At 40.9% G+C, this 23506-nt stretch carries 24 protein-coding genes; 17 read left to right on the top strand and 7 right to left on the bottom strand.

Going from position 1 to position 23506, the window contains the following annotated elements:
• Positions 1 to 155: 155 nt before the first annotated feature.
• Positions 156 to 1244, bottom strand: coding sequence for a FliC/FljB family flagellin (locus tag PSF27_RS02230; RefSeq protein WP_272680794.1), 1089 nt, complete (start codon positions 1242 to 1244; stop codon positions 156 to 158).
• A gap of 490 nt (positions 1245 to 1734) precedes the next feature.
• On the opposite strand from PSF27_RS02230, the gene fliD reads away from it, so the two are divergent.
• Genes fliD through fliT form a run of 3 tightly spaced genes read left to right on the top strand, consistent with a single transcriptional unit; the run spans position 1735 to position 3954 of the window.
• The gene (gene fliD, locus PSF27_RS02225; protein WP_272680793.1) at positions 1735 to 3171 is read left to right on the top strand and encodes a flagellar filament capping protein FliD; all 1437 of its coding nucleotides are present in this window, start codon (positions 1735 to 1737) and stop codon (positions 3169 to 3171) included.
• A 5-nt stretch (positions 3172 to 3176) separates the two neighbouring features.
• Positions 3177 to 3575 (top strand): flagellar export chaperone FliS, encoded by a 399-nt coding sequence (gene fliS, locus PSF27_RS02220; protein ID WP_004909969.1) that lies wholly within the window; start codon positions 3177 to 3179, stop codon positions 3573 to 3575.
• Positions 3565 to 3954 (top strand): flagellar protein FliT, encoded by a 390-nt coding sequence (gene fliT, locus PSF27_RS02215; RefSeq protein WP_206083885.1) that lies wholly within the window; start codon positions 3565 to 3567, stop codon positions 3952 to 3954. The genes fliS and fliT overlap by 11 nt, the downstream gene beginning before the upstream one ends.
• A 45-nt stretch (positions 3955 to 3999) precedes the next feature.
• Here fliT and def read toward each other — a convergent pair whose 3' ends face one another.
• Positions 4000 to 4509, bottom strand: coding sequence for a peptide deformylase (gene def / locus PSF27_RS02210; protein WP_206083884.1), 510 nt, complete (start codon positions 4507 to 4509; stop codon positions 4000 to 4002).
• A gap of 637 nt (positions 4510 to 5146) precedes the next feature.
• Between def and PSF27_RS20980 the strand changes: the two genes are divergently transcribed.
• Positions 5147 to 5287, top strand: coding sequence for a hypothetical protein (locus PSF27_RS20980; RefSeq protein ID WP_272680792.1), 141 nt, complete (start codon positions 5147 to 5149; stop codon positions 5285 to 5287).
• A gap of 594 nt (positions 5288 to 5881) precedes the next feature.
• Positions 5882 to 6343 carry a DUF1097 domain-containing protein gene (locus PSF27_RS02200; protein ID WP_272680791.1) on the top strand — a complete coding sequence of 154 codons (462 nt, stop codon included), beginning with the start codon at positions 5882 to 5884 and terminating at the stop codon, positions 6341 to 6343.
• A gap of 1 nt (position 6344) precedes the next feature.
• Here PSF27_RS02200 and PSF27_RS02195 read toward each other — a convergent pair whose 3' ends face one another.
• Positions 6345 to 6701: an MmcQ/YjbR family DNA-binding protein gene (locus PSF27_RS02195; protein ID WP_272573699.1), complete on the bottom strand. Its 357-nt coding sequence runs from the start codon at positions 6699 to 6701 to the stop codon at positions 6345 to 6347.
• A gap of 98 nt (positions 6702 to 6799) precedes the next feature.
• Positions 6800 to 8374 carry a phytoene desaturase family protein gene (locus PSF27_RS02190; protein ID WP_272680790.1) on the bottom strand — a complete coding sequence of 525 codons (1575 nt, stop codon included), beginning with the start codon at positions 8372 to 8374 and terminating at the stop codon, positions 6800 to 6802.
• A 994-nt stretch (positions 8375 to 9368) separates the two neighbouring features.
• Between PSF27_RS02190 and PSF27_RS02185 the strand changes: the two genes are divergently transcribed.
• From PSF27_RS02185 to PSF27_RS02175, 3 genes are read left to right on the top strand one after another with little or no spacing between them, the layout of a single operon-like run.
• Positions 9369 to 10217: an efflux RND transporter periplasmic adaptor subunit gene (locus PSF27_RS02185; RefSeq protein WP_206083878.1), complete on the top strand. Its 849-nt coding sequence runs from the start codon at positions 9369 to 9371 to the stop codon at positions 10215 to 10217.
• 3 nt (positions 10218 to 10220) lie between these two features.
• Entirely contained in the window at positions 10221 to 11855 is a 1635-nt protein-coding gene (locus PSF27_RS02180; RefSeq protein ID WP_272680789.1) for an FUSC family protein, read from the top strand.
• A 17-nt stretch (positions 11856 to 11872) separates the two neighbouring features.
• Positions 11873 to 12532, top strand: coding sequence for a MarC family NAAT transporter (locus PSF27_RS02175; protein WP_206083876.1), 660 nt, complete (start codon positions 11873 to 11875; stop codon positions 12530 to 12532).
• Between the two features lie 361 nt (positions 12533 to 12893).
• Here PSF27_RS02175 and cspE read toward each other — a convergent pair whose 3' ends face one another.
• From cspE to fliE, 3 genes are all read right to left on the bottom strand, one after another.
• Positions 12894 to 13106, bottom strand: coding sequence for a transcription antiterminator/RNA stability regulator CspE (gene cspE, locus PSF27_RS02170; RefSeq protein ID WP_206083875.1), 213 nt, complete (start codon positions 13104 to 13106; stop codon positions 12894 to 12896).
• A 337-nt stretch (positions 13107 to 13443) separates the two neighbouring features.
• Positions 13444 to 13902, bottom strand: a complete 459-nt coding sequence (locus PSF27_RS02165) for an Hsp20 family protein (protein ID WP_206083874.1) — start codon at positions 13900 to 13902, stop codon at positions 13444 to 13446.
• A 402-nt stretch (positions 13903 to 14304) separates the two neighbouring features.
• Positions 14305 to 14616: a flagellar hook-basal body complex protein FliE gene (gene fliE / locus PSF27_RS02160; RefSeq protein ID WP_206083873.1), complete on the bottom strand. Its 312-nt coding sequence runs from the start codon at positions 14614 to 14616 to the stop codon at positions 14305 to 14307.
• 243 nt (positions 14617 to 14859) lie between these two features.
• On the opposite strand from fliE, the gene fliF reads away from it, so the two are divergent.
• The 9 genes from fliF to fliN all read left to right on the top strand — a co-directional run bounded on the left by fliF (position 14860) and on the right by fliN (position 23504).
• Complete coding sequence (fliF, locus tag PSF27_RS02155) at positions 14860 to 16542, top strand: flagellar basal-body MS-ring/collar protein FliF (protein ID WP_206083872.1); 1683 nt, start codon at positions 14860 to 14862, stop codon at positions 16540 to 16542.
• Positions 16542 to 17534: a flagellar motor switch protein FliG gene (gene fliG / locus PSF27_RS02150; protein ID WP_206083871.1), complete on the top strand. Its 993-nt coding sequence runs from the start codon at positions 16542 to 16544 to the stop codon at positions 17532 to 17534. The genes fliF and fliG overlap by 1 nt, the downstream gene beginning before the upstream one ends.
• Positions 17527 to 18258 (top strand): flagellar assembly protein FliH, encoded by a 732-nt coding sequence (gene fliH / locus PSF27_RS02145; protein WP_206083870.1) that lies wholly within the window; start codon positions 17527 to 17529, stop codon positions 18256 to 18258. The genes fliG and fliH overlap by 8 nt, the downstream gene beginning before the upstream one ends.
• Entirely contained in the window at positions 18255 to 19619 is a 1365-nt protein-coding gene (gene fliI, locus PSF27_RS02140) for a flagellar protein export ATPase FliI (protein WP_272680788.1), read from the top strand. Before fliH ends, fliI begins: the two co-directional genes overlap by 4 nt.
• A gap of 11 nt (positions 19620 to 19630) precedes the next feature.
• Positions 19631 to 20074: a flagellar export protein FliJ gene (gene fliJ, locus PSF27_RS02135; RefSeq protein WP_272680787.1), complete on the top strand. Its 444-nt coding sequence runs from the start codon at positions 19631 to 19633 to the stop codon at positions 20072 to 20074.
• Entirely contained in the window at positions 20075 to 21442 is a 1368-nt protein-coding gene (locus tag PSF27_RS02130; protein WP_272680786.1) for a flagellar hook-length control protein FliK, read from the top strand.
• A 163-nt stretch (positions 21443 to 21605) separates the two neighbouring features.
• Positions 21606 to 22082, top strand: a complete 477-nt coding sequence (fliL, locus tag PSF27_RS02125) for a flagellar basal body-associated protein FliL (RefSeq protein WP_206083867.1) — start codon at positions 21606 to 21608, stop codon at positions 22080 to 22082.
• 5 nt (positions 22083 to 22087) lie between these two features.
• The gene (gene fliM / locus PSF27_RS02120; RefSeq protein ID WP_206083866.1) at positions 22088 to 23095 is read left to right on the top strand and encodes a flagellar motor switch protein FliM; all 1008 of its coding nucleotides are present in this window, start codon (positions 22088 to 22090) and stop codon (positions 23093 to 23095) included.
• A complete protein-coding gene (gene fliN / locus PSF27_RS02115; RefSeq protein WP_004255621.1) occupies positions 23088 to 23504 on the top strand; it encodes a flagellar motor switch protein FliN in 417 nt (138 codons plus the stop codon). Before fliM ends, fliN begins: the two co-directional genes overlap by 8 nt.
• Positions 23505 to 23506 lie beyond the last annotated feature (2 nt).

Here is a 23506-nt window from a genome sequence, read left to right as displayed (position 1 = left end):
GAAGGCGGCAATCAAGGTTATCCCGATGAGCATACTAAAGTATGTGATTCGGGTGACCTTGTGAAGCCAACGCATCTACAACTTGAAGTATGACGACCGTTCGATAAAGAAAAGGCCAGCATCGCTGGCCTTCAATATCATCAACTAATCACGAATTAACGTAACAGGCTCAGAACACCTTGTGGAACTTGGTTAGCTTGTGCTAACACAGCAGTACCTGCTTGTTGCAGAATCTGGCCACGGCTCATGTTAGAAACTTCTGTTGCGAAGTCAGCATCTTGAATACGGCTACGTGCAGCACTCAGGTTGTTAACAGAGTTGTTCAGGTTGTTGATAGTAGATTGGAAACGGTTTTGAATTGCACCTAATTTAGAACGGCTTTCATCAACTTTATTGATTGCATCATCTAACGTTTTCAGCGCATCGCCTTTAACGTCTAAAGTTTTTACATCTTTACCTGCATCAGCCTTAAATTCAGTTGTAGGTGCTGCTTTTAATTTAACATCAGTACCATCTAGCACTAAATCAGACTTGCTCACTAAATATTCTTTCCCGCCCACTTCAGCAACAAATTGACCCGATGCTTCTCCGTCAATAGTATGCTCTTTCAAAGAAGTAATTCCTGAATCTAAAGCTGTCGCGCCACTGAAAATCGCATCTAAATCTGCATCACCACCCGCAGCAGTAACACCTTTCTTAGCGGTAGTTTCAGTAAACAATTTATCGCTTGCAACACCTAACTCAGTAGTATCAACTTTATCTAAATTAAATTTGATAACTTCGTTATCATTAGTACCCACTTGGATACTCATTTCAGCTTTCTCACCGCTCAGAACTTTAACACCGTTAAACTGAGTTTCTTTAGAGATACGGTCAATTTCAGCTAAACGCTCTGTAACTTCATTTTGGATTGAAGTTAAGTCAGAGTTAGAGTTAGTACCGTTTTTCGCTTGAACTGTTAATTCACGAATACGTTGTAAGTTATCATTGATTTCGTTCAATGCACCTTCAGTGGTTTGCGCAATAGAAATACCGTCATTCGCATTACGAGAAGCTTGGGTTAAACCTTTAACGTTTGCAGTAAAACGGTTAGCAATCGCTTGGCCTGCTGCATCGTCTTTAGCGCTATTGATACGTGAACCTGAAGATAAACGTTCAATTGCAGAACCTAATACGCCTTGTGAACGGTTTAAATTGTTCTGAGTAGTCAGAGACAGAATGTTAGTGTTAATAACTTGTGCCATGGTAATGTCCTTGTTATTCAAATTAATAAGCTAAGCCTATGTGCTTAACTGAGTGATTTTCGTCAGCAATATGTTTATCGGCTGTAACCAAAACCCCTTTAGGCTTTTTGAATAAAAATTTCATCAATGACGGCAAAACCTGCACTGGAAGCCGCTTTTTACTTTATTATTTTGCTTGGAATTATTTTATTTTTATCAATTTTCGAGTTATTTACCCCTAATAAGGATAAATACCTAGATTTACCTCGTTACTTCCCGCCATCGTTGTTTTTCAGAATAGTCTAAAATTTTGCTCCGTTTTGCCGATAAGACTCTAAATAGGCTCTATTTCAGAGTTAATAACATAGGCATAGACTCTAAATCATTCGGGTTGCAGGTAGGCGACAAGTGAAGAGAGGCCGATGAGCATACACAAGTATGTGATTCGGCTAGCTGAACGAAGTCAACCCCCTGCAACTTGAAGGATGACGAGAATAGCGTAGGAGAAAACATGGCAGGAATATCCACACTCGGTATCGGGGCAAACTTAGATTTAAACGTACAAATGGACCAAATAGAGGCGATGGAACGTCGTCGCCTTGACCCATTAACCACCCAAAAAGCCAGCTATGATGCGCAAATTAGCGCCTATGGCAAAATGCAGTCGTCTTTAGAGAAACTGAAAAAAGCCGCAGAAGATTTAAAAAAATACGGCGATATCAGCACCACCAAAGTCACTGGTGAATATAAAGCCTTTGATGTCAAAACTGACGGTAAAGCTGTTGCTGGTGTGCATGATGTATTAGTCACACAACTGGCAAAAGCGCAAACTATCGCCACTAAAGGCCATTCTGATAACAAGCAACTCTTAGGCAGTAATGCTAAAGAACGTACCATCACGATCACTCAGCCTTCACAAAAAGAAGAAAAAGATAAGATTGTGATTAAACTTGATGACCAAAGTACGTCTTTAATCGAGCTCGCTGATGCAATTAATAAAACTGATAAAGGTGTTACCGCATCTGTTATTAAAGACCGAGATAATCAATATCACCTTGTCGTAACCTCGAAAAAAGAAGGTACTGACAACCGCATTAGCATTAATGTGGAAGGTGACGATGAACTGGCTAAAATACTAAATGTGGAATCTGATGTTGATAAAGACGGCAAAATTATCATCAAAGATGAGAAAACTAGCGGTATGGAGCAAAAAGTTGCTCCTCAGAATGCACACTTAACCATTGATGGCTTCGAACTTGAGTCTCAGACCAATGAAGCCAAAGACTTATTTCCAGGTTTAACATTAACACTCAAAAAAGAAAGCGAGGAAGGTAAAGCAGACCATTTAATGGTTTCTGAAGATATCGAACCCGCTAAAGCGAAAATTAAAGCCTGGGTGGATGCCTATAATGAATTCCAAACCTTAGCCAAAGAACTTACCAAATACACCCCAAATGAAAGTGGAACAACCCCTAACAAAACCAACGGGCCGCTGATTGGTGACTCAACGTTGCGCATCATTCAAAGCACGATGCGCACACAAGTTCGTTCGCCACAAAATAGCGGTGAAATCGATACGCTGAATAAAATGGGGATCAAACAGAAAACGGATGGAACCTTAGAAATTGACAATAAGGTTCTGGATAAAGCGCTTAAAGAAAACCCATCAAGTGTAAAAGTGTTTTTTGCAGGTGACGGCAAAGAAACCGGTTTTGGGACTGAAAACTTTAACTTTTTAAAAGGTACTTTAGATACAAAAGATGGTTCATTACACAACGCCACCGATGGTATCCAAAAGAAAAAGAAAAGTTTAGATAAACGTATTGAGCAGACCAATAAGCAAATCGAAAACACCATGGATATGCATCGCCGCCAATTCCAAAACCTCGATAAAATGATGTCATCGCTCAACAGTACTACTAACTCATTAGGCCGACTTTTAGGTTAAAAAATATGTATCAACGACACGCACAGCAAGCCTACCAGCAAGTCGATTTGGAGAGTGAAATCACCAATGCGACCCCGTACCAGCTGATCCAAATCCTGTTTAAAGGGGCCCTTAGTGCCCTGAAACGCGGGGAGATTTTTATGCAGCAAGGGAAGGTGGCTGAAAAAGGTAAAGAAATCTCAAAAGCTATCGACATCATTGACACTGGGTTAAAGCAGTCGTTAAATTATGAAGCTGGCGGCGAACTTGCGGAAAATTTAGCAAGTTTGTATGAGTATATGACAATGCAGCTACTCCGTGCCAACCTCGAAAACAACGTGGCTTATGTCCAAGAAGTTTACCAGTTACTCTCCGATATCGCCTCTGCATGGCAACAAATCGGTGCAAATGTGGATGAAAGATAATCAGGTGGACAATAAAAATCCTATCGATTTACAAGAAATATACCGTAATGTCTTAGTATTAAGTGAAAATTTAGTTGCCTTAGCGCAATCTGGGGAATGGGAGACACTGGTCTCCCGCGAAACGGAGTACGTCCTGGCGGTGGAAAACCTCACCGCGTTAACGCAAGCGTTCGAAGAACAGCAGCCAATCACTGAGGAATTTATTCAGTTATTGCATAAAATTATTGAAAATGAACGTGTGACTAAAGAATATTTACAACAGCATTTAAACTTTTTAAGCAAAGAAATTAAGCAATTAGACCAAAAACGGGTGCTCAATAACAGCTATGGGCAATTCGATGAGACTGACGCCCCGTTGGTTATTCGCCCTAGGGAATAAAATTTGTGTGTCAGGCCAACAAACCTGACACGCCTCTTCCAATGACTATTGCTGCTGTTTTAAACGTTGCTGTTTTTTCAGCTTTTTAAGCAGCATATTGCGTTTTAACGTGGATAAGTGGTCGAGAAACACTTTACCGTGCAAGTGGTCGATTTCATGTTGCATCACGATGGCTAAAAACTCATCGCTGTCCACCTCAAATTCTTTACCGTGTCTATCAAACGCTTTCACTTTCACACGTAAGAAACGGTCGACATCCGCGTAGATTTCAGGCACTGACAAGCACCCTTCTTGGTAACTGGTTTCCCCTTCGCTTTCGACGATTTCAGGGTTGACAAACACCATCGGTTCATCACGGTTTTCCGAAATATCAATCACCATAATGGATTTGGTTTCAGCAATTTGCGTAGCAGCAAGGCCAATGCCATTATCAGTGCTGTACATGGTATCGATTAGATCATCGATTAACGTTTGTACCGCGGCGAAATCCGTCACAGGGCTGCATTTAATGCGCAGTCTTTCATCGGGAATTTCAATAATTTCTCTTACTGCCATAATTCAAATCCTATTAATTCAGTCTTTATTCTTAATAATTGAATCTATTGCTCAGCCAAATTATCTAAGCGAACAAAGTTGCATAAGCAAGCACCCCAACACCGCGCGTTAAACACGTTAAGAGGAGATAGGCTTGCACGCCTTTTTCTAATGAATGGCCTAATAAATAAGTATGGAAAACATTATCAACTTTTTCATTTGCCAAAAATAGGCAAAAAATGACATTGTGGTTTAACCTTACTCGCACCTTGATGCTTTTTTCGCTTCTTCGCTTGACCAAGCAATTTAAAATTTCGTGTAAAAACAAGGTACAATGCGGATTGGCAGAAAAATACCATGTTATTTAACAAACTTCACCTAAAATATGCAAAAAGTGTCATTTAAGCAATTAATCATTTTACAATTATCTATCGCTAACAATTTCTCATCACCTGTTTAAATAACACTGGAGTTAAACTATCCCACTGCCAATATCCCGAATAAACAGCTTTGTATAAGCGATTTATCATTTAAGCCAAAAGCCTATAGCATACTGGTGTCATTCAGATGATGACACATATTCAAACGATAACAAATAAAACAGAAAATAAATAAAACCACCAAACAAGCTAACTCTGGCATTGCCTCTGTCACGGCAATGAGTAATATCCCCTATTCCCTAAACAGCCGATTCAGTACAGGGATTGGTATCGGCCGTAATCAAGACGGCAAAGTACTTGCCGCTGGGATGCAATACCCAGTTAGGCAAAATGTAAACCTACGTAGTTCTATTGCGTGAAATAACGCAAATAACCCAGTAATTAATGCGGTGTCGCTGTCGGCTGGTAAGCTGGGTAAATACAATACGTATTTTCTTCTACCAAAGTCTCAAAGTACGTTAAAGTGGTAAAGAAAATAGAGGATGCCGCCTACGCTGTGTAATAGGGTTACGCAGGCTTAGCCATCCTCTATTTAAAATATATTCAAGGGCATTAGCAATGCAAAGTAAATATACCATTTGCAAATACGCCTTAATGGGGACGCTTTCATACTTTTTCTTTGTGAAAACACAGGTAAACGATTGCAGTTGATCTAGGTTGTGAATTCAGAGAAATAACCGCAGATACAAATTGCAACCAGGGGATCAGCTGGATACAATGCTTGCCTTTGTTTGCTCTCATCTCTATTGATAACCCAAATAATCTTGATTTATTAATATGTTAACGCAAACTTTCATTAAAAACATGCGTATTTATGATTTAATCAGCTCAAAAGCTGAATCGAGACAATAATATGTTTGTTTTTATTAAGCATAACAATGCCGCACTGAGTAACCATAAGCAACCGCCTAAGGTTCTCTGAAATTGATTAACCCTAATTTGAAGTCGCTATTGTGAAATTACTTTTTTGTCTTTCGTTGACTACTGCAATTCTCTCGGGCCTTTGGGCATGGGTCGCTGATTTACTTGGCTTAATTGGCTGGGCAGGATTTCTGGGCTGTACGGCTTACTTTGCCTACCCGAAAGATGGCATCAAAGGCCTCGGTATTACCGCACTAACCGTTAGCAGCGGTGTTGTGTGGGGATTAGTTATCTTACATAGCGGTAGCTATTTGCAAAACTTGCCAAGCTTTATCGGCTATTTCGTCACAGGAGTTGTGGCCTTTTTTATGTGCATTCAAGCAAAAAAACAGTGGTTGTCATATATCCCTGGAACCTTTGTCGGTACCTGCACCATTTTTGCTGCGCAGGGGGCATGGCTGATCACCATTCAATCATTACTCATTGGTATAGTGTTTGGTTTTTCCATGAAGAAAAGTGGAATGTGGCTGGCAGAAAAGTTTGATAAACCATAAATTAGGTGGTCAGACGGTAGCTTTCATTCACCAAGGACATCAGCTCTGCAGCATTTACCTCCGCCCCTAGCTTCACGGTCACCCAATGTTCTTTATTCATATGGTAGGCGGGGTAAATCCCTTTTTGTAACCGCAATGAGCCCACTAACTCGGGCGGTACCTTGACATTCACGATATCAATTTTTTCCTCTCCTCCACCTTCGACTACTTTTTTTGCAGCAATATCCATAATTACCGCAAACCATTTTCCGTTATTGCCGTGTTTAAAGGTCGCAAATGTGGGGGCTCTTGCCCATGGGTACTCAGGGATAACACCATAATTATTTTGAATATACGCGATCAATTCATTTCGGTTCATCGTGGACTCCACCCGCGCGTCTTAGTGAGCATTATTATAAAGGGAATTTTATCGTGAACCTAATCAGGCTCACGATAATTTTAGTGAAGTTCAATGCTTTACTTTAAAATATGGTCTGCCACCAAATAGCCCGAAATGGCATTAAGCCCAGCACCTGGCCACGTCGCAGCACCGATCATCCACAAGTTTTTAATCGGCGTTTTATATCGTGAATGCCCAGGGAAAGGCCTAAAAAGATAGTTTTGACTGAGTTGATGGCTGCCCGATACACTGTCACCATTCACCAAGTTACGGTTATGCCGCATGAGATCTGCTGGGGATAACACTGCATAATCAAGGATATTCTGTTTGATATTCGGCGCATAATCCGCAATTTTATCAATCACACGTTCGGCATATTGCTGCTTCATTGAGCCCCATTCCCCCATGGCAATTTCATTTCGGGAATCCGCCGTCGGTGCAAATGGCAATGCTCTGACTTGTACCCACAAAGTTTCTTTTCCTTCTGGTGCACGCGTTCTGTCACTACGACTTTGTTGCCCCACCACCAGCATTGGGCTATCGGGCAAAATCCCCCTTTGGGCTTGGTCAAAGGTTGCGGAAATATCGTCTGTATACGGGCCAATATGTACATAACCAAAGTTAGAAAAATCTTCCCCTGCATTCCATTCAAGGGGTTTATCCAATGCAAAGTGCAACATCATCGTACCCGCACCATAACGATAACGCTTCGCTTTTTGAATATAATTGCTCGGTAAGTGCTGCTCTTTGATCAGCGAGTTAACGATTTGTGTTGGTGTAATATTACCAATAACCGCTTTTTTCGCACCAAAAGTTTGACCCGATGTGGTTTTCACCCCGATCGCTTTACCATTTTCGATAATAATTTCAGTAACCTCTTTTTGAGTCAGCACTTTCCCGCCATGATTTTCAATAATTCTGGCAATACTGTGCATTAAATTTCCCACGCCACCACGGCTAATGGAGAGTCCATTAAGATGGTCACTTAAACTTTCTAAAAATGAAAATGTTGCTCCACCTGTTACATCAGGCCCATAATCAAGGTGAAAAGCCCAAGGAATAAATAATGCGCGAGTTTTTGGATGCGTAAAATAGTCTTCTGAAAATTGCCGTGTGGATTTAAGAATTAATTGCGCCAAATTAAGCGATTCCCCCATGCCTAAATGTCTAACCATGGAAAACAACTGCTTAGCTGCTTTAAAAGATGGCAACTCCATTTGCATTAATGGTGCAAAATGCCCAACGGTTTTTTGAAAATAACTGAGTAACACCCAAAAGCTGTCTGCATCTTGCGGAGAATATTTGCGAAACATCGCATCGGTTTTAGCTCGGTCTTGGTAAACACCTATCCCATCGCCATCTGGAAATACATTGGAGTAAGGGCGGTCACTGGTCACGATATCAAAACCATTTTTATGCAGTTCACTTTGATATTCTTGGTAAAACGGTGATCCTAAAAATAACCCGATATTGGTTGCATACAAATCATGGTGGAAACCAGGCTGCGTAATTTCAGCGGTACGAGCCGCCCCGCCTATTGTCTCTTCACTCTCTAATACAACAACTTTAAGCCCTTTGTGCGCAAGCTTTGCTCCAGCAACGAGGCCATTGTGACCACTGCCAATAATCACCACGTCATATTGCTCATCCATTCTATTCCCCTTAATTCTTATTGTTAGCTTGAGGCCAGACTCAAGTGTCAATTTACATTTAAGCCTTTTAAGTTTAGATAATGAATTAGAAAAGCTAGATTATTTTTCGATTTATCTCATGCAATCTACCATTGAAACTATACTCTTATATTTCAATTAGATAAACCTCAATAACAACATATCATTTAACTTTTCATACTCAAAGTTGTTTGATTTTTTCAAAAAAGAGACTCTGTTGGTTTTTGTCTATTATTAATTATTTCGCATACCCACTCTCACAACATGAGAATGGTAAAACATTAAATCCAAATAAATTGTATAAAGACAACTGTAATCTGTTTATTGTTTTAATAATACAGTTTCAATCATCATACAAAAATAAAGATGTAGCTATTCAAAAATAATTAAAAACCACATTAAAATAATAAAAACCATATTAGTTACTCAAAAAGTATTTGAATTACCTGATTTTAAAAGTAGTTAAAACGACGTTTTAGATAGATAATAACTTGTTTATAAAGAAAAAAACCTATAAAAATAGTATATTACATGGCTATCAATAGCATGTAAAAGTTTAATGTTCCACATTAAGTCCACAGCGCTAACGCCAGATAAATTAATGGTATGTTATATCAATCAATTAACTATTAATGCGATACAACTACACATTAGAATAATATAGTGATATAACAACCCATGTTATTTTAATGGGTCTCAGATTAAAAATATCAAGTTACTAAATATCAGTACAACGAAATATTAAATACATTGTATGGTGGAATAACTGATGAAAGATCTTATTTTAGGGGGAACTGTTTTTATACCAGGGATCATACTCGTATTTTTTCTAGGGTTCTTTTCATGGCTAATCTTTAGGACTATTTATATAAATTTAATGAGCAAATATGAATATGCAGGGAACCTATTTGATATCTCTATGTTATTTTTATGTATTTTATGCATACACTTCATTATTAATTCTTAGTTGGTAAAAATGAATATCAGAAAATATTTAATCATCGTTCTCTCTTTGTTCATCATTATTTCCTCTATTTATTTACTATGGAACCATTATGCACTAAGCCCGTGGACTCGTGATGGTAGGATAAGAGCTGAGATCAACCAAGTGACCGCTGAGGTTTCAGGTAAAATTGATAATCTTTTAATCATTGATAACCAAGAAGTTAAAAAAGGTGATTTGTTATTAATTATAGACCCGACAGATTACGAAATTAAAGTTCGCCAATCTGAACTCGAACTCAACGAACTGGTTATTCAACATAACTTTGCAAAAAACCAACTCGCTAGGCGTACAAAACTAAACCAAGTCGCCATTTCAAAAGAAGAGCTTGAAGATGCTCAGTCTCGGCTAGCGAGTCTGACCCAAAAAATAGAATTGGCAAAAGTAAAGATAAACAAAGCAAAACTTGATCTTTCAAGAACGCAAATAACCTCCCCCGTAAATGGCTTTATCACGAACTTAAACCTTAGAACGGGTAATTATATTAATGCTGGCTCGCCTTTATTCGCAATTGTAGATAAAGACTCCTACTATGTTATCGCCTATTTGGAAGAAACTAAAATGACAAATGTGGTTATAGGAGACAATGCAAAAATACAGCTATATAGCAATAACAATGAATTAAGCGGAAAAGTACAAAGTATCGGTCGTGCAATTGATGATAATAACTCATCAACAGGTAACCAACTATTAGAAAATGTGCAGCCCAATTACCCTTGGGTTAGGCTAGCGCAACGTGTACCAGTCAAAATATCGCTGAAAAATAGTCAAAATATATCTTTGATCCCAGGAACAACTTGCACTGTATTTATTGAAGAGTAAGCAATGAAATTAAACTGGTTATTTGCAATCAAGTATACATTAGCTATTTTACTTGCTTGGTTTTTATCCTCTTATTTTGGTTTTGATAAGCCATATTGGTCGATGATGACCGTTGCTATTATTGGCTATCCAGACCCATCGCTAAGCTTAGCTAAAATGGCTGCAAGGCTATCGGGTAGTGTTATTGGTGTCATTGCTGTTACTCTCATTGCCAATATCAGTATTAACGATCATTGGATTTTTACTGCATTAATCATTATTTGGTTATCGATATGTCTTTTTATGACATTAATTTCGCGTTATATGATGCCATATCTGTTTTCGTTATCGGGTTACACCTCCGCAATCATTGCTTTCGGTACGTCAGTATTTCCATTACCAATGACAATTTTTAACTTATCTCAAGAACGGTTAATGGAAGTGATGATAGGGATTGTCGTGTACACTTTTATAACCTACTTACTGCCTAATCAGTCGAATATACCTCAAACAAAATTAATCGATAAAAAAATACAAACAGAAAAAAAACAGTTATTATCAAACCTGTTCAAACAAAGAAATGATAAAATTCATACAAGCTTAAAAAATGTATTAGAAAGTAGCATTAGTTATGATGAAACAAGTCAATATGAAAGCCATTTTTTATCGTTTAAAACAGCAAAGCATAAAGCGAAACAGTTACCTATGCTTATCGTTTTCTCTATCATGGGCATGGTTGATAAGCACTTTTTAAAATACACTAGCTACAAACAATTTTTAGACTTTAAAAAGCAAGAGAATGATTTATCTGATAGCAGTTTCTATTATTTTTTTGATTGGAAAGATGCTTTTTTAAATACACTTAGGCTAGTGATCAGTCTGGTTATTAGCGTATTATTTTGGCTAAACACAGGTTGGGAATATGGTTATATACTCCCTGTATTAGTAAGTATTTCATTTACATTTGGCGTGACTATCCCCAATGCAAATAAACTCGCCTTTATTATATTAGTCGTTGCCATTCTAGTGATTATTATTAGCTACATATTGAAGTTTTACTTTTTAATTCAAGCATCTAGTTATTTTCAAGCTGTAATGATCATGGCTCCAATATTTTTAATTCTTGGTGTTTTAAAATCCGTAGGTAAACTCGCCTTTTTGCTCTCTCATGTCGTATGTATTTCCATGATATTTCTCATTAATTTTACTAATCCAATGGATTTTGATTTTTCTTACTTTGCTAACACCTCAATTGCACTTATTTTTTCCATTATCATTGTGATATTGATGCTATATATCATTCCACTGAGTAGTGCTCAGCAAATCGAGTCACGTAAAATGAATTTTATGTTGCAAAAAATTAGCAGCATGACATCTAAAGACCTTAATTCAGATAAATTAAAAAATACGATACTATTGAATATTAGTGCTATTTCTAACCCTAAGCACATTAATAAGCTTTATGTTTTATTGTCCTTAATTAGTCTCTACCAATTAGCTAAGTCACATGATTCCAAAAATAAAATTTTTCATCTTATTCATAGTGTATCTATAGGTAAAGATAAGAGTTCGATTCTTTTCTCAATAAATTTAGAGGATAAATCAAACGATGATATTAGCTTAAAATATAGTCATAAAATTCTTAATTTCTTGCTCTAATTACATAGGAAGTTGACATGTTTGAATTATTAACTGCAATTGGTATTGGGCTCGCCGTATTATTACCCTTGTCTAACCCATTAACAACTGTTGCATTATTTCTTGGCTTATCGGGTGGAATGACGATTGATGCTCGTAAGAAAACCATAAATACAACGCCGATTTATGTTTTTTTTATTATGCTTGTTTCATGGTATTCAGGCCAAGCGATTATGAATACGTTTGGTGTTAGTATTCCAGGGTTAAGGATCGCAGGCGGTTTTATTGTCGCTTATATTGGCTTTAGAATGCTATTTCCCGTTGTTGAAGCCAACAAAAATAATGATGAAGCAAAGATATTAGATAACACCTCTAGTATTGCTTTCGTTCCTTTAGCTATGCCAAGTACTGCGGGGCCAGGGACAATTGCAATGATCATCAGTATGGCCTCATCTGTCATCACAAATGAAAGTGAATACCCTCATTGGGTTGTTTTAGTTGCTCCACCATTAGTTTTTTTCTTATTCTCCATTATTCTTTGGGCCTGTTTGAAAAGCTCAAATATGATAATGAAATTTTTTGGGACAAGTGGCATCGATGCAATATCAAGAATAATGGGATTTTTATTAGTTTGTATGGGAGTGCAGTTTATTATCACAGGAATTGGTGAATTAACCCGATCGGGCTTCTTTTATTAACTATTTTCCTATAACCATAATTAAACTAAGACAAAATTAAACGGACTGAGCCCTGTCATATACAGAGTTCAGTCCTTAAAGGCAGATTAAGTTATTGTCTAGTTTTATGGCGTCAGTTCACTTTTTAGGAAGCCTGCAAGCTGATTTACTTAAATCCCTAATGCCAATACATCAATGAAATAATTCCTAGTTCGATGACAATAATGCTTATAATAAATACATTTAGTCAGTCTTATATACAACAAAACCTCGCAGTGCGAGGTTTTAAATAATATTCTAATTGGCTATTAATAAGCCTAAGGTTTTATCGCACTTTTACAAAAGTGTGAATAATTAAACCTAAATAGATTTTTATTAATTTTTACAGTGCAATTACGTTTGCAGCTGCTGGGCCTTTTGCGCCATTTTCGATAGAAAATGAAACTTGTTGGCCTTCAGCTAAAGATTTAAAGTTATCACTCTGGATTGCAGAGAAGTGAACAAACACATCTTTGCTGCCATCTGCAGGAGTAATAAAACCAAAACCTTTATCATCGTTAAACCATTTTACTGAACCAGTCATTGTATTAGACATAGAATTTCCTTTAATTTTTTTAATTGCCATAAGGCATGTGTTCGTTTGGTTGTTTATTGGTACTTATGGAATTAATTAGAAGGAATTCGCAATGAAGGGGTATCTGAGATAACGCTTAATGGTGAACAACTTTAAACTGACTAGCATAAATAGGCCTGTACTTCCAAACCAGTGACGACATTAAGCCACACATAAAACATAATTGCAATTTTATTTTACACCCTGCCCGCAAACCCATGGGTAATTCCATTAAAAATTGCGCCTAATAGAACACAATTTCCATCCTTATTTTAGACATAAAAAACCCGCCATTTCTGGCGGGCTAAAATCAGTAACACTATGATTTTATATCTTTATTTTCAATCGCGATGACTTGCGTTTTTTCTTCCTCTGGAATTTCATATTCAATATCTAATGCTAATAACCCACCCGATAATTCAGCAGATTCAATTTTCACATTTTTACCTAAATTAAACTCAAGGGAGAACGTGTTTTGCGTAATTCCTTTATGGATCCATTTTTCTGAGTCATTGTTTAATTCAGTAGATTGCTCACCTTGTATGCACAATTTCCCACCTTTCATGGACACCGTTAAGTCATCTTCCTTATAACCTGGCACACTCACTGTTAATTGATAGTGCGTATCGTCTATTTGTTTTAAATTATAAGGATGCTCTGTAGTTAACGGCCGATTACCTGTTAATTGGCTAAACAATCTGTCTATTTGATCAAACCTATTTGAAAGCAAGTTATCTGATAATGTTGGAAATAATGAAAAAGATCGAATGTTAGACATAAACGCTCCTTCAATATTCTATATCGTAAACTAAACCTATATAACCTTGCACCATCAACCTAGTGTGGCGTCATGCTTTAGCTTGGTGCATTATTTATATAAGGCTCACAGCGAATATTTCAAGTTTTCAATGGCACTTTTTTTACACATTTTTATTGGCTATCTTGATATGAATAGGACAACAAATTAGACATATTTGGCGTTATTTGCAGGTTATCTTACAGCCTTTATTAGCGTATAAATAAGATGGGTATCGTCAAAATGGAATTATGATATTTGATCGCTGGATAACTCAAAGTCACTCAAGCCAATTATTATTTTGAATAAAAATGCCTTATCGTTGCTACTAACACGCCACGATAAGACCATTAATTTATAATAATATTCAAATAGATAAATAACTCACACTGGCATTGACATAATCTCTTGATACGCCGCAACTAGTTTATTTCGCACTTGAATACCCATTTGCAGACTTAGACTGGCTTTTTGCATATCCACCATCACATCATTTAGGGAAATATCTTGCTTCCCAAGGGTAAAATCTTCAATTTGCTTCGCAGAATCATTGCGTGTTTTATTGATTTGGTTAACGGATGCAACAAGGTGATCCGCAAAGCCCACTGGCTCAATAGTAGGTTTTATTGGGTTAGTCGCTTGCGTCGCTACCACATTTAATTGTGAAATAACCCCTTCAATGGCTTGAACTGTCATGATGTTCTCTTCTCAATATAGTGAATATGTACCACTAATTCATTCGTCGAGCTTACCCTACCACACCCTTTTTAACTTGAAGCCGATAAATAACACCAAATTTATAGGCTGATTCCGTCATTAGATTGCCCCAAGACAAGAAATAATAGCAAAGTGAAAAAGTGACGTTACGAAGAGGGAAATAACATTGTTTCACCAAAAGTATTTTCATCCGTCTAGTAGTCTGCCAAGCAGGGAATATTTATGAGTGCCGCATCTAAAGACACAGGAGAGGCTAAAAAAGGGTTTGCCTCAATGGTTGACCGCATTAAAGCCGATCCTAAAATACCGCTAATGATTGCAGCCGCTGCTGCCATCGCAATTATCGTTGCCCTCCTGCTCTGGTTACGTAGCCCCGACTACCGTGTCCTGCTTAGCAACTTAAGTGCTAAGGATGGTGGCGACATTGTTGGTCAGCTAACGCAGATGAACGTCCCTTATCAAATCGCCGATAATGGTAGCGCCATTTTAGTACCTGCCGATAAAGTGCATGAGTTACGATTAAAGCTGGCCCAATCAGGCTTGCCCAAAGGGGGGAACACAGGTTTCGAACTGTTGGATAAAGAACAGTTTGGTATTAGCCAGTTTAGCGAACAAATTAACTACCAGCGTGCGCTGGAAGGTGAGTTATCGCGCACAATTGAGTCACTCAGCCCTGTCCAAAGTGCACGAGTGCATTTAGCTATCCCTAAACCTACCTTATTTGTGCGTGAGCAAAAATTGCCTACCGCCTCAGTCACCGTAGGTTTATTGCCTGGCCGAATGCTTGATGAAGGGCAAATTAGCGCTATCGTCCATATGGTGTCGAGCAGTGTCACTGGGCTAACAGCAACAAATGTCATTATTGTTGACCAAGCGGGTCGCTTACTCACCAATAACGATAACAGCCAGCAATCCGCTAACAGTGCGCAAATTAAAATGACCAAAGAGATGGAATCCCATCTTAAACAGCGCATTGAAGATATTCTTTCTCCATTAGTGGGTCGTGCAAATATTCATGCACAAGTCACCGCACAAATGGATTTCTCCAAGGTAGAACAAACCTCAGAAGAATATAAACCAAACCAAGCAGCAAATAGCGCCGCTATCCGTTCCCGCCAAAACAGCCAAAGTATGCAAAATAACAATGGCGGAACAGGTGGCGTACCAGGCGCGTTATCAAACCAACCCGTTAGTGCACCAACTGCACCAATTGAAACAAATAAAGACAATAAAGACGCACAGCAAACCACCAATAACCGTAATAACACGACTAACTCGCAAAGCGATGAAACGACCAATTACGAGGTGGATCGCAAAATTAGTCATACCCAACGGCAAATTGGCGTAGTCGATAGGCTCTCGGTCGCAGTTATCGTCAATTACCATTCACAAGAAGGTGAAAATGGCGCAGAAATGAAGCCATTGCCACCTGAGATGATGCAGCAAATTGAAGCATTAACTCGTGAAGCAATGGGCTACTCCACTGCACGTGGCGACTCGTTGAATATCACCAACTCGTTATTTACGAATGACACGCCAGTTGAAGTTGAACCGTCGTTACTGGAAAGCCCGCAATTTATCGCCCAGTTACTGGATTACGGCAAAATTCTGCTTATTGCCCTAATTGCTTGGTTTATGTGGCGTTTTGGTATCAAACCGCAATGGGTTAAATACCGTAAAACGCAACAAGCTCAAACTGATGCAGAAATGTTTGTAGCAACGCAGATGAAAACACCACTTGTGGTAGACGAAGAAATTAACGAAGACATGGATGAGCAAACTCGCCGCCGTCTCACTCGCCAACGTGTTAGCGCTGAAATCCAAAGTCAACGTATTCGCGAAATGGCCGAAAAAGACCCACAAATCGTGGCAATGGTTATCCGTCAGTGGTTAGGAAAAGCGTAATGAGTTTAAGTGGAACAGAAAAAAGCGCCGTGATGTTAATGACACTCGGCGAAGATCAGGCTGCAGAAGTATTTAAACACCTGAATCCAAAAGAAGTTCAGCAACTGAGTATGGCGGTGTCTAACATGCGCCAGATCTCCAATAACGAACTGGCGGAAGTCCTCACCGAGTTTGAAGAGTCGGCAATTCAATTTGCGGCGCTGAACATTAACACCAATGACTACCTACGCTCTGTCCTTATCAAGGCGCTAGGTGAAGAGCGTGCTGCGAGCCTGCTTGAAGATATCTTTGAAAAACAAGAAACCACCTCAGGTATCGAAAGCCTCAACTATATGGAGCCACAAACCGTTGCTGATATTATCCGTGATGAACATCCACAGATTATCGCCACGATTTTGGTTCACTTAAAACGCAACCTGGCTGCCGATGTTTTGGAGTTGTTCGAAGAACGCCAACGCAACGATATTATGCTGCGTATCGCGACTTTCGGTGGCGTACAACCTGCAGCACTTGCCGAGCTGACCGAAGTGTTAAACAATTTGCTGGATGGCCAAAACCTCAAACGCAGCAAAATGGGTGGCATAAGAACGGCTGCCGAAATTATCAACCTGATGAAGAGCCAGCAAGAAGAAAGCGTTATCGATGCAATGCGTGATTACGATGGCGAACTGGCACAACGTATCATTGATGAAATGTTCCTGTTCGAAAACCTTATCGAAGTGGACAACCGCAGCATTCAACGTATTTTGCAAGAAGTGTCTACCGACTCGCTGGTTATTGCCCTCAAAGGCAGCAACCAAGCTCTGCGCGACCACTTCCTCAACAATATGGCAGCGCGTGCAGCGGAAATTGTTCGCGACGATTTGGAATCCCGCTCACCAGTGCGTATGTCCCAAGTGGAAAACGAGCAAAAAGCTATCCTGCTTATTGTTCGCCGCTTAGTCGAGAAAGGCGAAATCGCCATCGGTGGTGGAGACGACGTGTATGTCTAAAACAAAACCGACTCATGACCAATGGCAGCCATGGAAATTACGTGAACTTAATCAATGGGAGCTGAACGCATCCGCTATCCCATCATTAAGTGATGTCCCTGAGCCTGACACACCCAAAGTGCCATGTCTTGAGCCCAAAGAAGTGTTAGAGCAGATTAACCTACTGGATAATATTAAAGAAGACGCCCAACGCACTGGGTTTCAACAAGGCTATGAAAAAGGCCAAAAAGAAGGCTACCAAGCAGGTTTTGAACAAGGTTTACGGGCTGGGGAAGAGCAAGGGCGTGAGCAAGCACTTGCTTTACAGCAACCTGTTATTGAAACCTGGCAGAAATTATTGTCGGAGTTTAATTACTCCCTCGATACCTTCGATACGGTGGTAACAACCAAATTATTGCAAATTGCCTTAACCGCAGCGAAACAAGTGCTGGGGCAATCCACCGTTTGCGATGGCACGGCCCTACTTGAAGAAATCAGCCATTTACTACAACAAAAACCAATCTTTGCAGGTCAACCTGAGCTGCACGTCAACCCGAATCACTTTGAGCTTATAGAGCAGCATCTTGGCTCATTATTAAACCTACACGGTTGGCGCTTAGTAGCTGACCCGAAATTGCACTTAGGTGGCTGTCGTGTTGTCGCCGAAGATGGTGAAATCGATATGACTGTCGCAACCCGTTGGCAAGAGTTATGCCGTTTATATGCACCGGAGAGCCTTTCATGACCGCACGTTTGGGACGCTGGATTGCCTCGCTTGACGATTTAGAATCGCGGATGAAAGGGATCCCGATGGTGCGCCGTTATGGCCGTTTAACCAAAATAACGGGGTTGGTGATGGAAGCCGAAGGCATAAAAATGCCACTTGGTGCCACCTGCTTTATTGAACGCGCCATCAATGGTGGCACGGATGAGGTAGTTTGCGAAGTGGTTGGTTTTAATGGCCCTCGCATGCTACTGATGCCACTCGCTGACCTTGAAGGAATAGCCCCTGGTGCCCGCGTATATGCACAATCAACGGGTGAGGATGGGCAAACCAGCCGCTTACTGCCGATTGGTAATGAACTGTTAGGCCGTGTATTGGATGCCCAAGGCACTCCCCTTGATGGTAAGGGGCCTTTAGAAGTGAAAGCCCGTGCACCGCTCATCACGCCCCCCATCAACCCATTAGAACGCACGCCGATTAGCAGTGTGCTGGATGTGGGCGTTCGCGCAATCAATGCCTTACTCACCGTTGGGCGCGGGCAGCGTATGGGCTTGTTTGCTGGATCAGGGGTCGGTAAAAGTGTACTACTTGGTATGATGGCGCGGTTTACTCAAGCCGATATTATCGTCGTTGGTTTAATTGGTGAACGGGGACGTGAAGTTAAAGACTTTATCGAAAATATTTTAGGGGTTGAAGGCTTAAAACGTGCCGTTGTGGTTGCTGCACCTGCGGATGTTTCGCCGCTTTTGCGTATGCAAGGTGCCTCTTATGCCACGCGTATTGCCGAATATTTTCGCGACCAAGGCCTTAGCGTATTGCTGATTATGGACTCACTCACCCGCTACAGTATGGCACAACGTGAAATTGCCCTTGCCGTGGGCGAACCACCTGCGACAAAAGGCTATCCACCGTCTGTTTTCGCTAAACTGCCTGCGCTAGTTGAACGTGCGGGGAACGGTAAAAATGGCGGTTCAATCACCGCATTTTACACCGTCTTGACCGAAGGGGATGACCAACAAGACCCCATTGCAGACTCTGCCCGCGCGATCCTTGATGGTCACATCGTGCTTTCTCGCTCTTTAGCCGAATCTGGGCATTACCCTGCTATTGATATTGAAGCCTCTATTAGCCGTGCAATGACCGAATTAATTCCCAAAGAACATTATCGAAAAATTCAGCGGTTTAAACAGTTAACGTCTAGTTATCAACGTAACCGCGATCTAATCAATGTGGGGGCATATGCCATGGGGAGCGACCCCATGTTGGATACCGCTATTCAGTATTACCCACGGATGTCGGCATTTTTACAGCAAGATATTGATGAGCGTTGTGACTATCAAACCGCTTGCGAACAGCTGATGCAAGTTGTTCCCAACGAGTAATGAGAGGATAAATGGCCAAAAACAATGCGTTGACAACTTTACTCAGCTTAGCTGAGGAAGCCTCTGAAGAGGCCGCAAAAGTGTTAGCTCAAGTGCGCCAAACACACACGCAAATGGCGCAACAACTACATATGTTGGAAAACTACCAGTCTGAATACCGACAAAAGCTAAACCAAACGCTACACAGCGGGATGGCATCAGACAAATGGCAGAATTACCAACAGTTTTTGGTCACTTTAGAGCTGACCATCGAACAGCAACAGCAGCAGCTTAATGTATGGGAACAACGCGTTAACGATGCCAACCGCCATTGGCAAGAAAAACAACAACGCGTCAATGCATTCGATACCTTAATTCAACGCGCTGAACAAACTGAATACCAACGTCAAAATCGCTTAGAGCAAAAGCAAATGGATGAATTTGCTCAACGCGCGACTTTACGGAGAACACAATAGATGGACATCAACGCCAATAGCGTACCAACACTTGCGCCAGCTAAAAACAATAACGCGCAACAAAATGAATCACGCATTGATGAAAACCAAGCACCCGCCCTGCCTTTCCAAGCAGTGTTGGATAACCAACAGCCTGCCCCTAAAGAAAGCACGGTTACCCCGCCTATCGACGAAAAATCTGTCAACAAAGAGATTGTTGATAATAAACTGACCAGTACAAATGAAAAAAACGCTGAGCCAACGAGTGTCTCGCAAAAAAGTGCGGAAAACACGATAGAGCAACTGAACTTTAGCCGTAATTTGCGCCCAGATAGTGTACAAACTGCATTGAATGCTGATTTATTAACAGGTAAAGAAGCCAATGAGCAATCTTGGCTCAATAACTTAAAGCAATCGTTAAGCAATCAAGCGCAATTAACGGCGAAACCTTTAACGCCGCCAGAAACTCACTCCACGCTTGGGGCATTTACCCAGCGCATGCAGCAGCTTAACCAAGGTACTCATGATGTGTTACCTGATGATGGCAAGCACCTTGAAGGGTCGCAATTGCAATTAGCGGGTGTAGACGAAGCCCCTGCTTTAGGCACCGTGATTAAGAATGAAAAAGAAGAGCGCCGCGATCAACCGCTTTTTGCACTTGATAACCCACGAGATGTCCGTGGGAAAAACCTAACTCAAGACTTTATGCCGTTGAACAAAAAAGTTAGCGACAAAGACCCCCTTGCTAACATGCAAACAGTAACGAACGAAACGTTAAGCCAAACAGCAAAAGGCGCGTTTACCTTGCAAACGGACACGGGAGCATTTACCTCCAGCGCCTCGCACCATACCAATACGCAGCCAATCAGTATGATGCCAACGACCTCAACGGTTCAAGCTGCGGCGATGAATGCGCCAACAGCAGCGCCAAACCTGCATTTAACCAGTCAACTAGGCAGTGAAGCATGGCAACAGCAGTTAAGCCAGCACATGCTGTTTTTCTCACGCCAAGGGGTTTCCCAAGCACAAATTCGTTTACACCCTGAAGAATTAGGTTCACTCAATGTGCATTTACGTATCGAAGATAACCAAGCGGTGATGCATTTTGTGTCGCCTCATAGCCATGTTCGCGCAGCGATGGAGTCGATGATGCCAGTGCTACGCAGTGCGCTACAAGAAAGTGGCATTCATCTGGCACAAGGTTCTGTTGGGCAGGAGAACTTAAACCACCAATCCGATGGTTCACAACAAGGCTCACAACAGCATCGTGATGGGCAAATTCAAGCAACACATCCGTCGGTTGGCGTAGTTGGCATCAGTGAAGCCAATGCCACTGTTTCGGCTAAAACCACCCAAGTGCGCCAAGGTGGTATCAGTACCTTTGCATAATTAATAAACAAAATGCGGTGATTTCACAACTAAAGCGCCGAGTTACCGCCTTTTTGTTTCGTTTTTCACTCCTTTAACTCTCAGCAAGCAAGCCATAATGCTAGAGATCATAAAGAAAAAACCCATTTGGGTTTAGCATCCAAGAAACAGGAATTCAGCTAACATGTCGTCACGCAAAGAATCTAAACGTTCGAATAAAGGGTTACTCATTCTGTTCGCCCTTGTTGCCCTCGCGGGTGCTGGTTTTGGTGGGTACACCTGGTGGACGACACAGCAAGACACTCAAACGGCAAGTGAGGACGAAAAGCGCCCGAATATGCCGCAGCCAATTTTTATGGAATTAGAGCCCTTTACGGTGAACTTAGCGGGTGTTGACGGCCCTGACCGCGTGCTTTATATCCACGTAACATTGCGCCTTGCGAATGAAAAATCTCGCAAGCAACTTCATGAATACCTTCCTGAAGTTCGCAGTCGCTTACTGCTACTTTTGTCTGAGCAAAAAGCCAAAAACATTGAAAATCATGATGGTAAGTTGCAGCTAATGAAAGAAATTAAGCAAACGCTCACCCCAACCCTGATCCCTGGCGATACCGATCAGGATATTTCAGATGTGTTATTTACGACTTTTATTCTGCGGTAATATTCATGAGCGATAATATTTTATCTCAGGCTGAAATTGATGCGCTTCTTAATGATGATGCGCCATCAAGCAACACGCCTGCACCTGAAATGCAAGGGAAAGACCACGTTCGTCCTTATGACCCGAATACCCAACGTCGGGTTATTCGTGAGCGAATGCAATCCCTTGAAATCATTAATGAGCGTTTCGCCCGTCAGTTCCGCATGGGGCTGTTTAACATGTTACGCCGTAGCCCAGACATCACCGTTGGTGGCATTAAAATCGAGCCTTATCATGAATTTGCTCGCAACTTACCCGTGCCAACGAACTTAAATCTCATTCATATGCCACCTTTGCGAGGCACGGCCCTATTTACCTTCGAACCCGCGTTAGTGTATATCGCTGTGGATAACCTATTTGGTGGCGATGGTCGTTTCCCTGTTCGCCAAGAAGGTAAAGAGTTTACCAATACGGAACAACGTATTATTAACCGCATGTTGAAATTAGCACTGGGCGCATATCGTGATGCATGGAAGCCCATTGCTGATATCGAAGTGGAATATGTACGTTCTGAGGTGCAAGTTAAATTTACCAATATCACCACTTCACCAAACGATATTGTCGTGACTACACCGTTTTTAGTTGAGATTGGCAACACGGTGGGTGAATTCAGCATTTGTATCCCTATTGCCATGATTGAGCCATTGCGTGAGCGTTTAATCAACCCACCCGTGGAGCAAGGGCATCAGGAAAATGAAGCATGGGTCTCTAACCTTGTGACCCAAGTTAAACGTTCTGAACTTGAGTTGGTTGCCAACTTTGTTGACATTCCAATGCGAATTTCTCGCTTACTGCAACTGCAAAAAGGGGATGTTATCCCCATTGAGAAGCCAGACCGCCTAATGGTGAATGTCGATGGCGTACCTGTGTTGACCAGTCAATACGGCACTCAAAATGGCCAATATGCGTTGCGTGTAGAACATTTGATTAACCCTGTTTTAAACACTCTAGATGAGGAAAGTACCAATGAGTGAGGCGAAGAACTCTCCTGATGCATCAACCAATCACGACAGTGAAGACCTGTGGGCTGAAGCGTTAGAACAGCAAAAAAAAGCGGAATCCGCCTCTGCTGGTGCACAGGCTTTTGATAACTTTGATGGGCAAAACCCATTAAATCAGCTCTCCGATATCGACATGATTATGGACATTCCCGTTCGCCTGTCGGTTGAACTAGGTCGCACCAAAATGACCATTAAAAAACTGCTGAGTTTATCCCAAGGCTCTGTGGTGTCTTTAGATGGTTTAGCGGGCGAACCTCTGGATATTTTAATCAACGGCTATTTAATTGCGCAGGGTGAAGTTGTCGTGGTTTCAGATAATTACGGTATCCGTATTACTGACATCATTACGCCTTCAGAACGTATGCGCCGCTTGAGTCGTTAAAA

Source organism: Providencia sp. PROV129 (genome assembly GCF_028482245.1).
GTDB classification, from domain to species: Bacteria; Pseudomonadota; Gammaproteobacteria; order Enterobacterales; family Enterobacteriaceae; genus Providencia; species Providencia vermicola.
The sequence above is the reverse complement of the archived record's forward strand: the minus strand, read 5'-3'. Positions and strand labels throughout refer to the sequence as shown.

Bases quoted from the DNA above. Each gene is read 5' to 3' on its own strand.
- PSF27_RS02230 (WP_272680794.1), bottom strand. From the start codon at position 1,244: ATGGCACAAGTTATTAACACTAACATTCTGTCTCTGACTACTCAGAAC.
- fliD (WP_272680793.1), top strand. From the start codon at position 1,735: ATGGCAGGAATATCCACACTCGGTATCGGGGCAAACTTAGATTTAAAC.
- fliS (WP_004909969.1), top strand. From the start codon at position 3,177: ATGTATCAACGACACGCACAGCAAGCCTACCAGCAAGTCGATTTGGAG.
- fliT (WP_206083885.1), top strand. From the start codon at position 3,565: ATGAAAGATAATCAGGTGGACAATAAAAATCCTATCGATTTACAAGAA.
- def (WP_206083884.1), bottom strand. From the start codon at position 4,509: ATGGCAGTAAGAGAAATTATTGAAATTCCCGATGAAAGACTGCGCATT.
- PSF27_RS20980 (WP_272680792.1), top strand. From the start codon at position 5,147: ATGAGTAATATCCCCTATTCCCTAAACAGCCGATTCAGTACAGGGATT.
- PSF27_RS02195 (WP_272573699.1), bottom strand. From the start codon at position 6,701: ATGAACCGAAATGAATTGATCGCGTATATTCAAAATAATTATGGTGTT.
- PSF27_RS02190 (WP_272680790.1), bottom strand. From the start codon at position 8,374: ATGGATGAGCAATATGACGTGGTGATTATTGGCAGTGGTCACAATGGC.
- PSF27_RS02185 (WP_206083878.1), top strand. From the start codon at position 9,369: ATGAATATCAGAAAATATTTAATCATCGTTCTCTCTTTGTTCATCATT.
- PSF27_RS02180 (WP_272680789.1), top strand. From the start codon at position 10,221: ATGAAATTAAACTGGTTATTTGCAATCAAGTATACATTAGCTATTTTA.
- PSF27_RS02175 (WP_206083876.1), top strand. From the start codon at position 11,873: ATGTTTGAATTATTAACTGCAATTGGTATTGGGCTCGCCGTATTATTA.
- cspE (WP_206083875.1), bottom strand. From the start codon at position 13,106: ATGTCTAATACAATGACTGGTTCAGTAAAATGGTTTAACGATGATAAA.
- PSF27_RS02165 (WP_206083874.1), bottom strand. From the start codon at position 13,902: ATGTCTAACATTCGATCTTTTTCATTATTTCCAACATTATCAGATAAC.
- fliE (WP_206083873.1), bottom strand. From the start codon at position 14,616: ATGACAGTTCAAGCCATTGAAGGGGTTATTTCACAATTAAATGTGGTA.
- fliF (WP_206083872.1), top strand. From the start codon at position 14,860: ATGAGTGCCGCATCTAAAGACACAGGAGAGGCTAAAAAAGGGTTTGCC.
- fliG (WP_206083871.1), top strand. From the start codon at position 16,542: ATGAGTTTAAGTGGAACAGAAAAAAGCGCCGTGATGTTAATGACACTC.
- fliH (WP_206083870.1), top strand. From the start codon at position 17,527: ATGTCTAAAACAAAACCGACTCATGACCAATGGCAGCCATGGAAATTA.
- fliI (WP_272680788.1), top strand. From the start codon at position 18,255: ATGACCGCACGTTTGGGACGCTGGATTGCCTCGCTTGACGATTTAGAA.
- fliJ (WP_272680787.1), top strand. From the start codon at position 19,631: ATGGCCAAAAACAATGCGTTGACAACTTTACTCAGCTTAGCTGAGGAA.
- PSF27_RS02130 (WP_272680786.1), top strand. From the start codon at position 20,075: ATGGACATCAACGCCAATAGCGTACCAACACTTGCGCCAGCTAAAAAC.
- fliL (WP_206083867.1), top strand. From the start codon at position 21,606: ATGTCGTCACGCAAAGAATCTAAACGTTCGAATAAAGGGTTACTCATT.
- fliM (WP_206083866.1), top strand. From the start codon at position 22,088: ATGAGCGATAATATTTTATCTCAGGCTGAAATTGATGCGCTTCTTAAT.
- fliN (WP_004255621.1), top strand. From the start codon at position 23,088: ATGAGTGAGGCGAAGAACTCTCCTGATGCATCAACCAATCACGACAGT.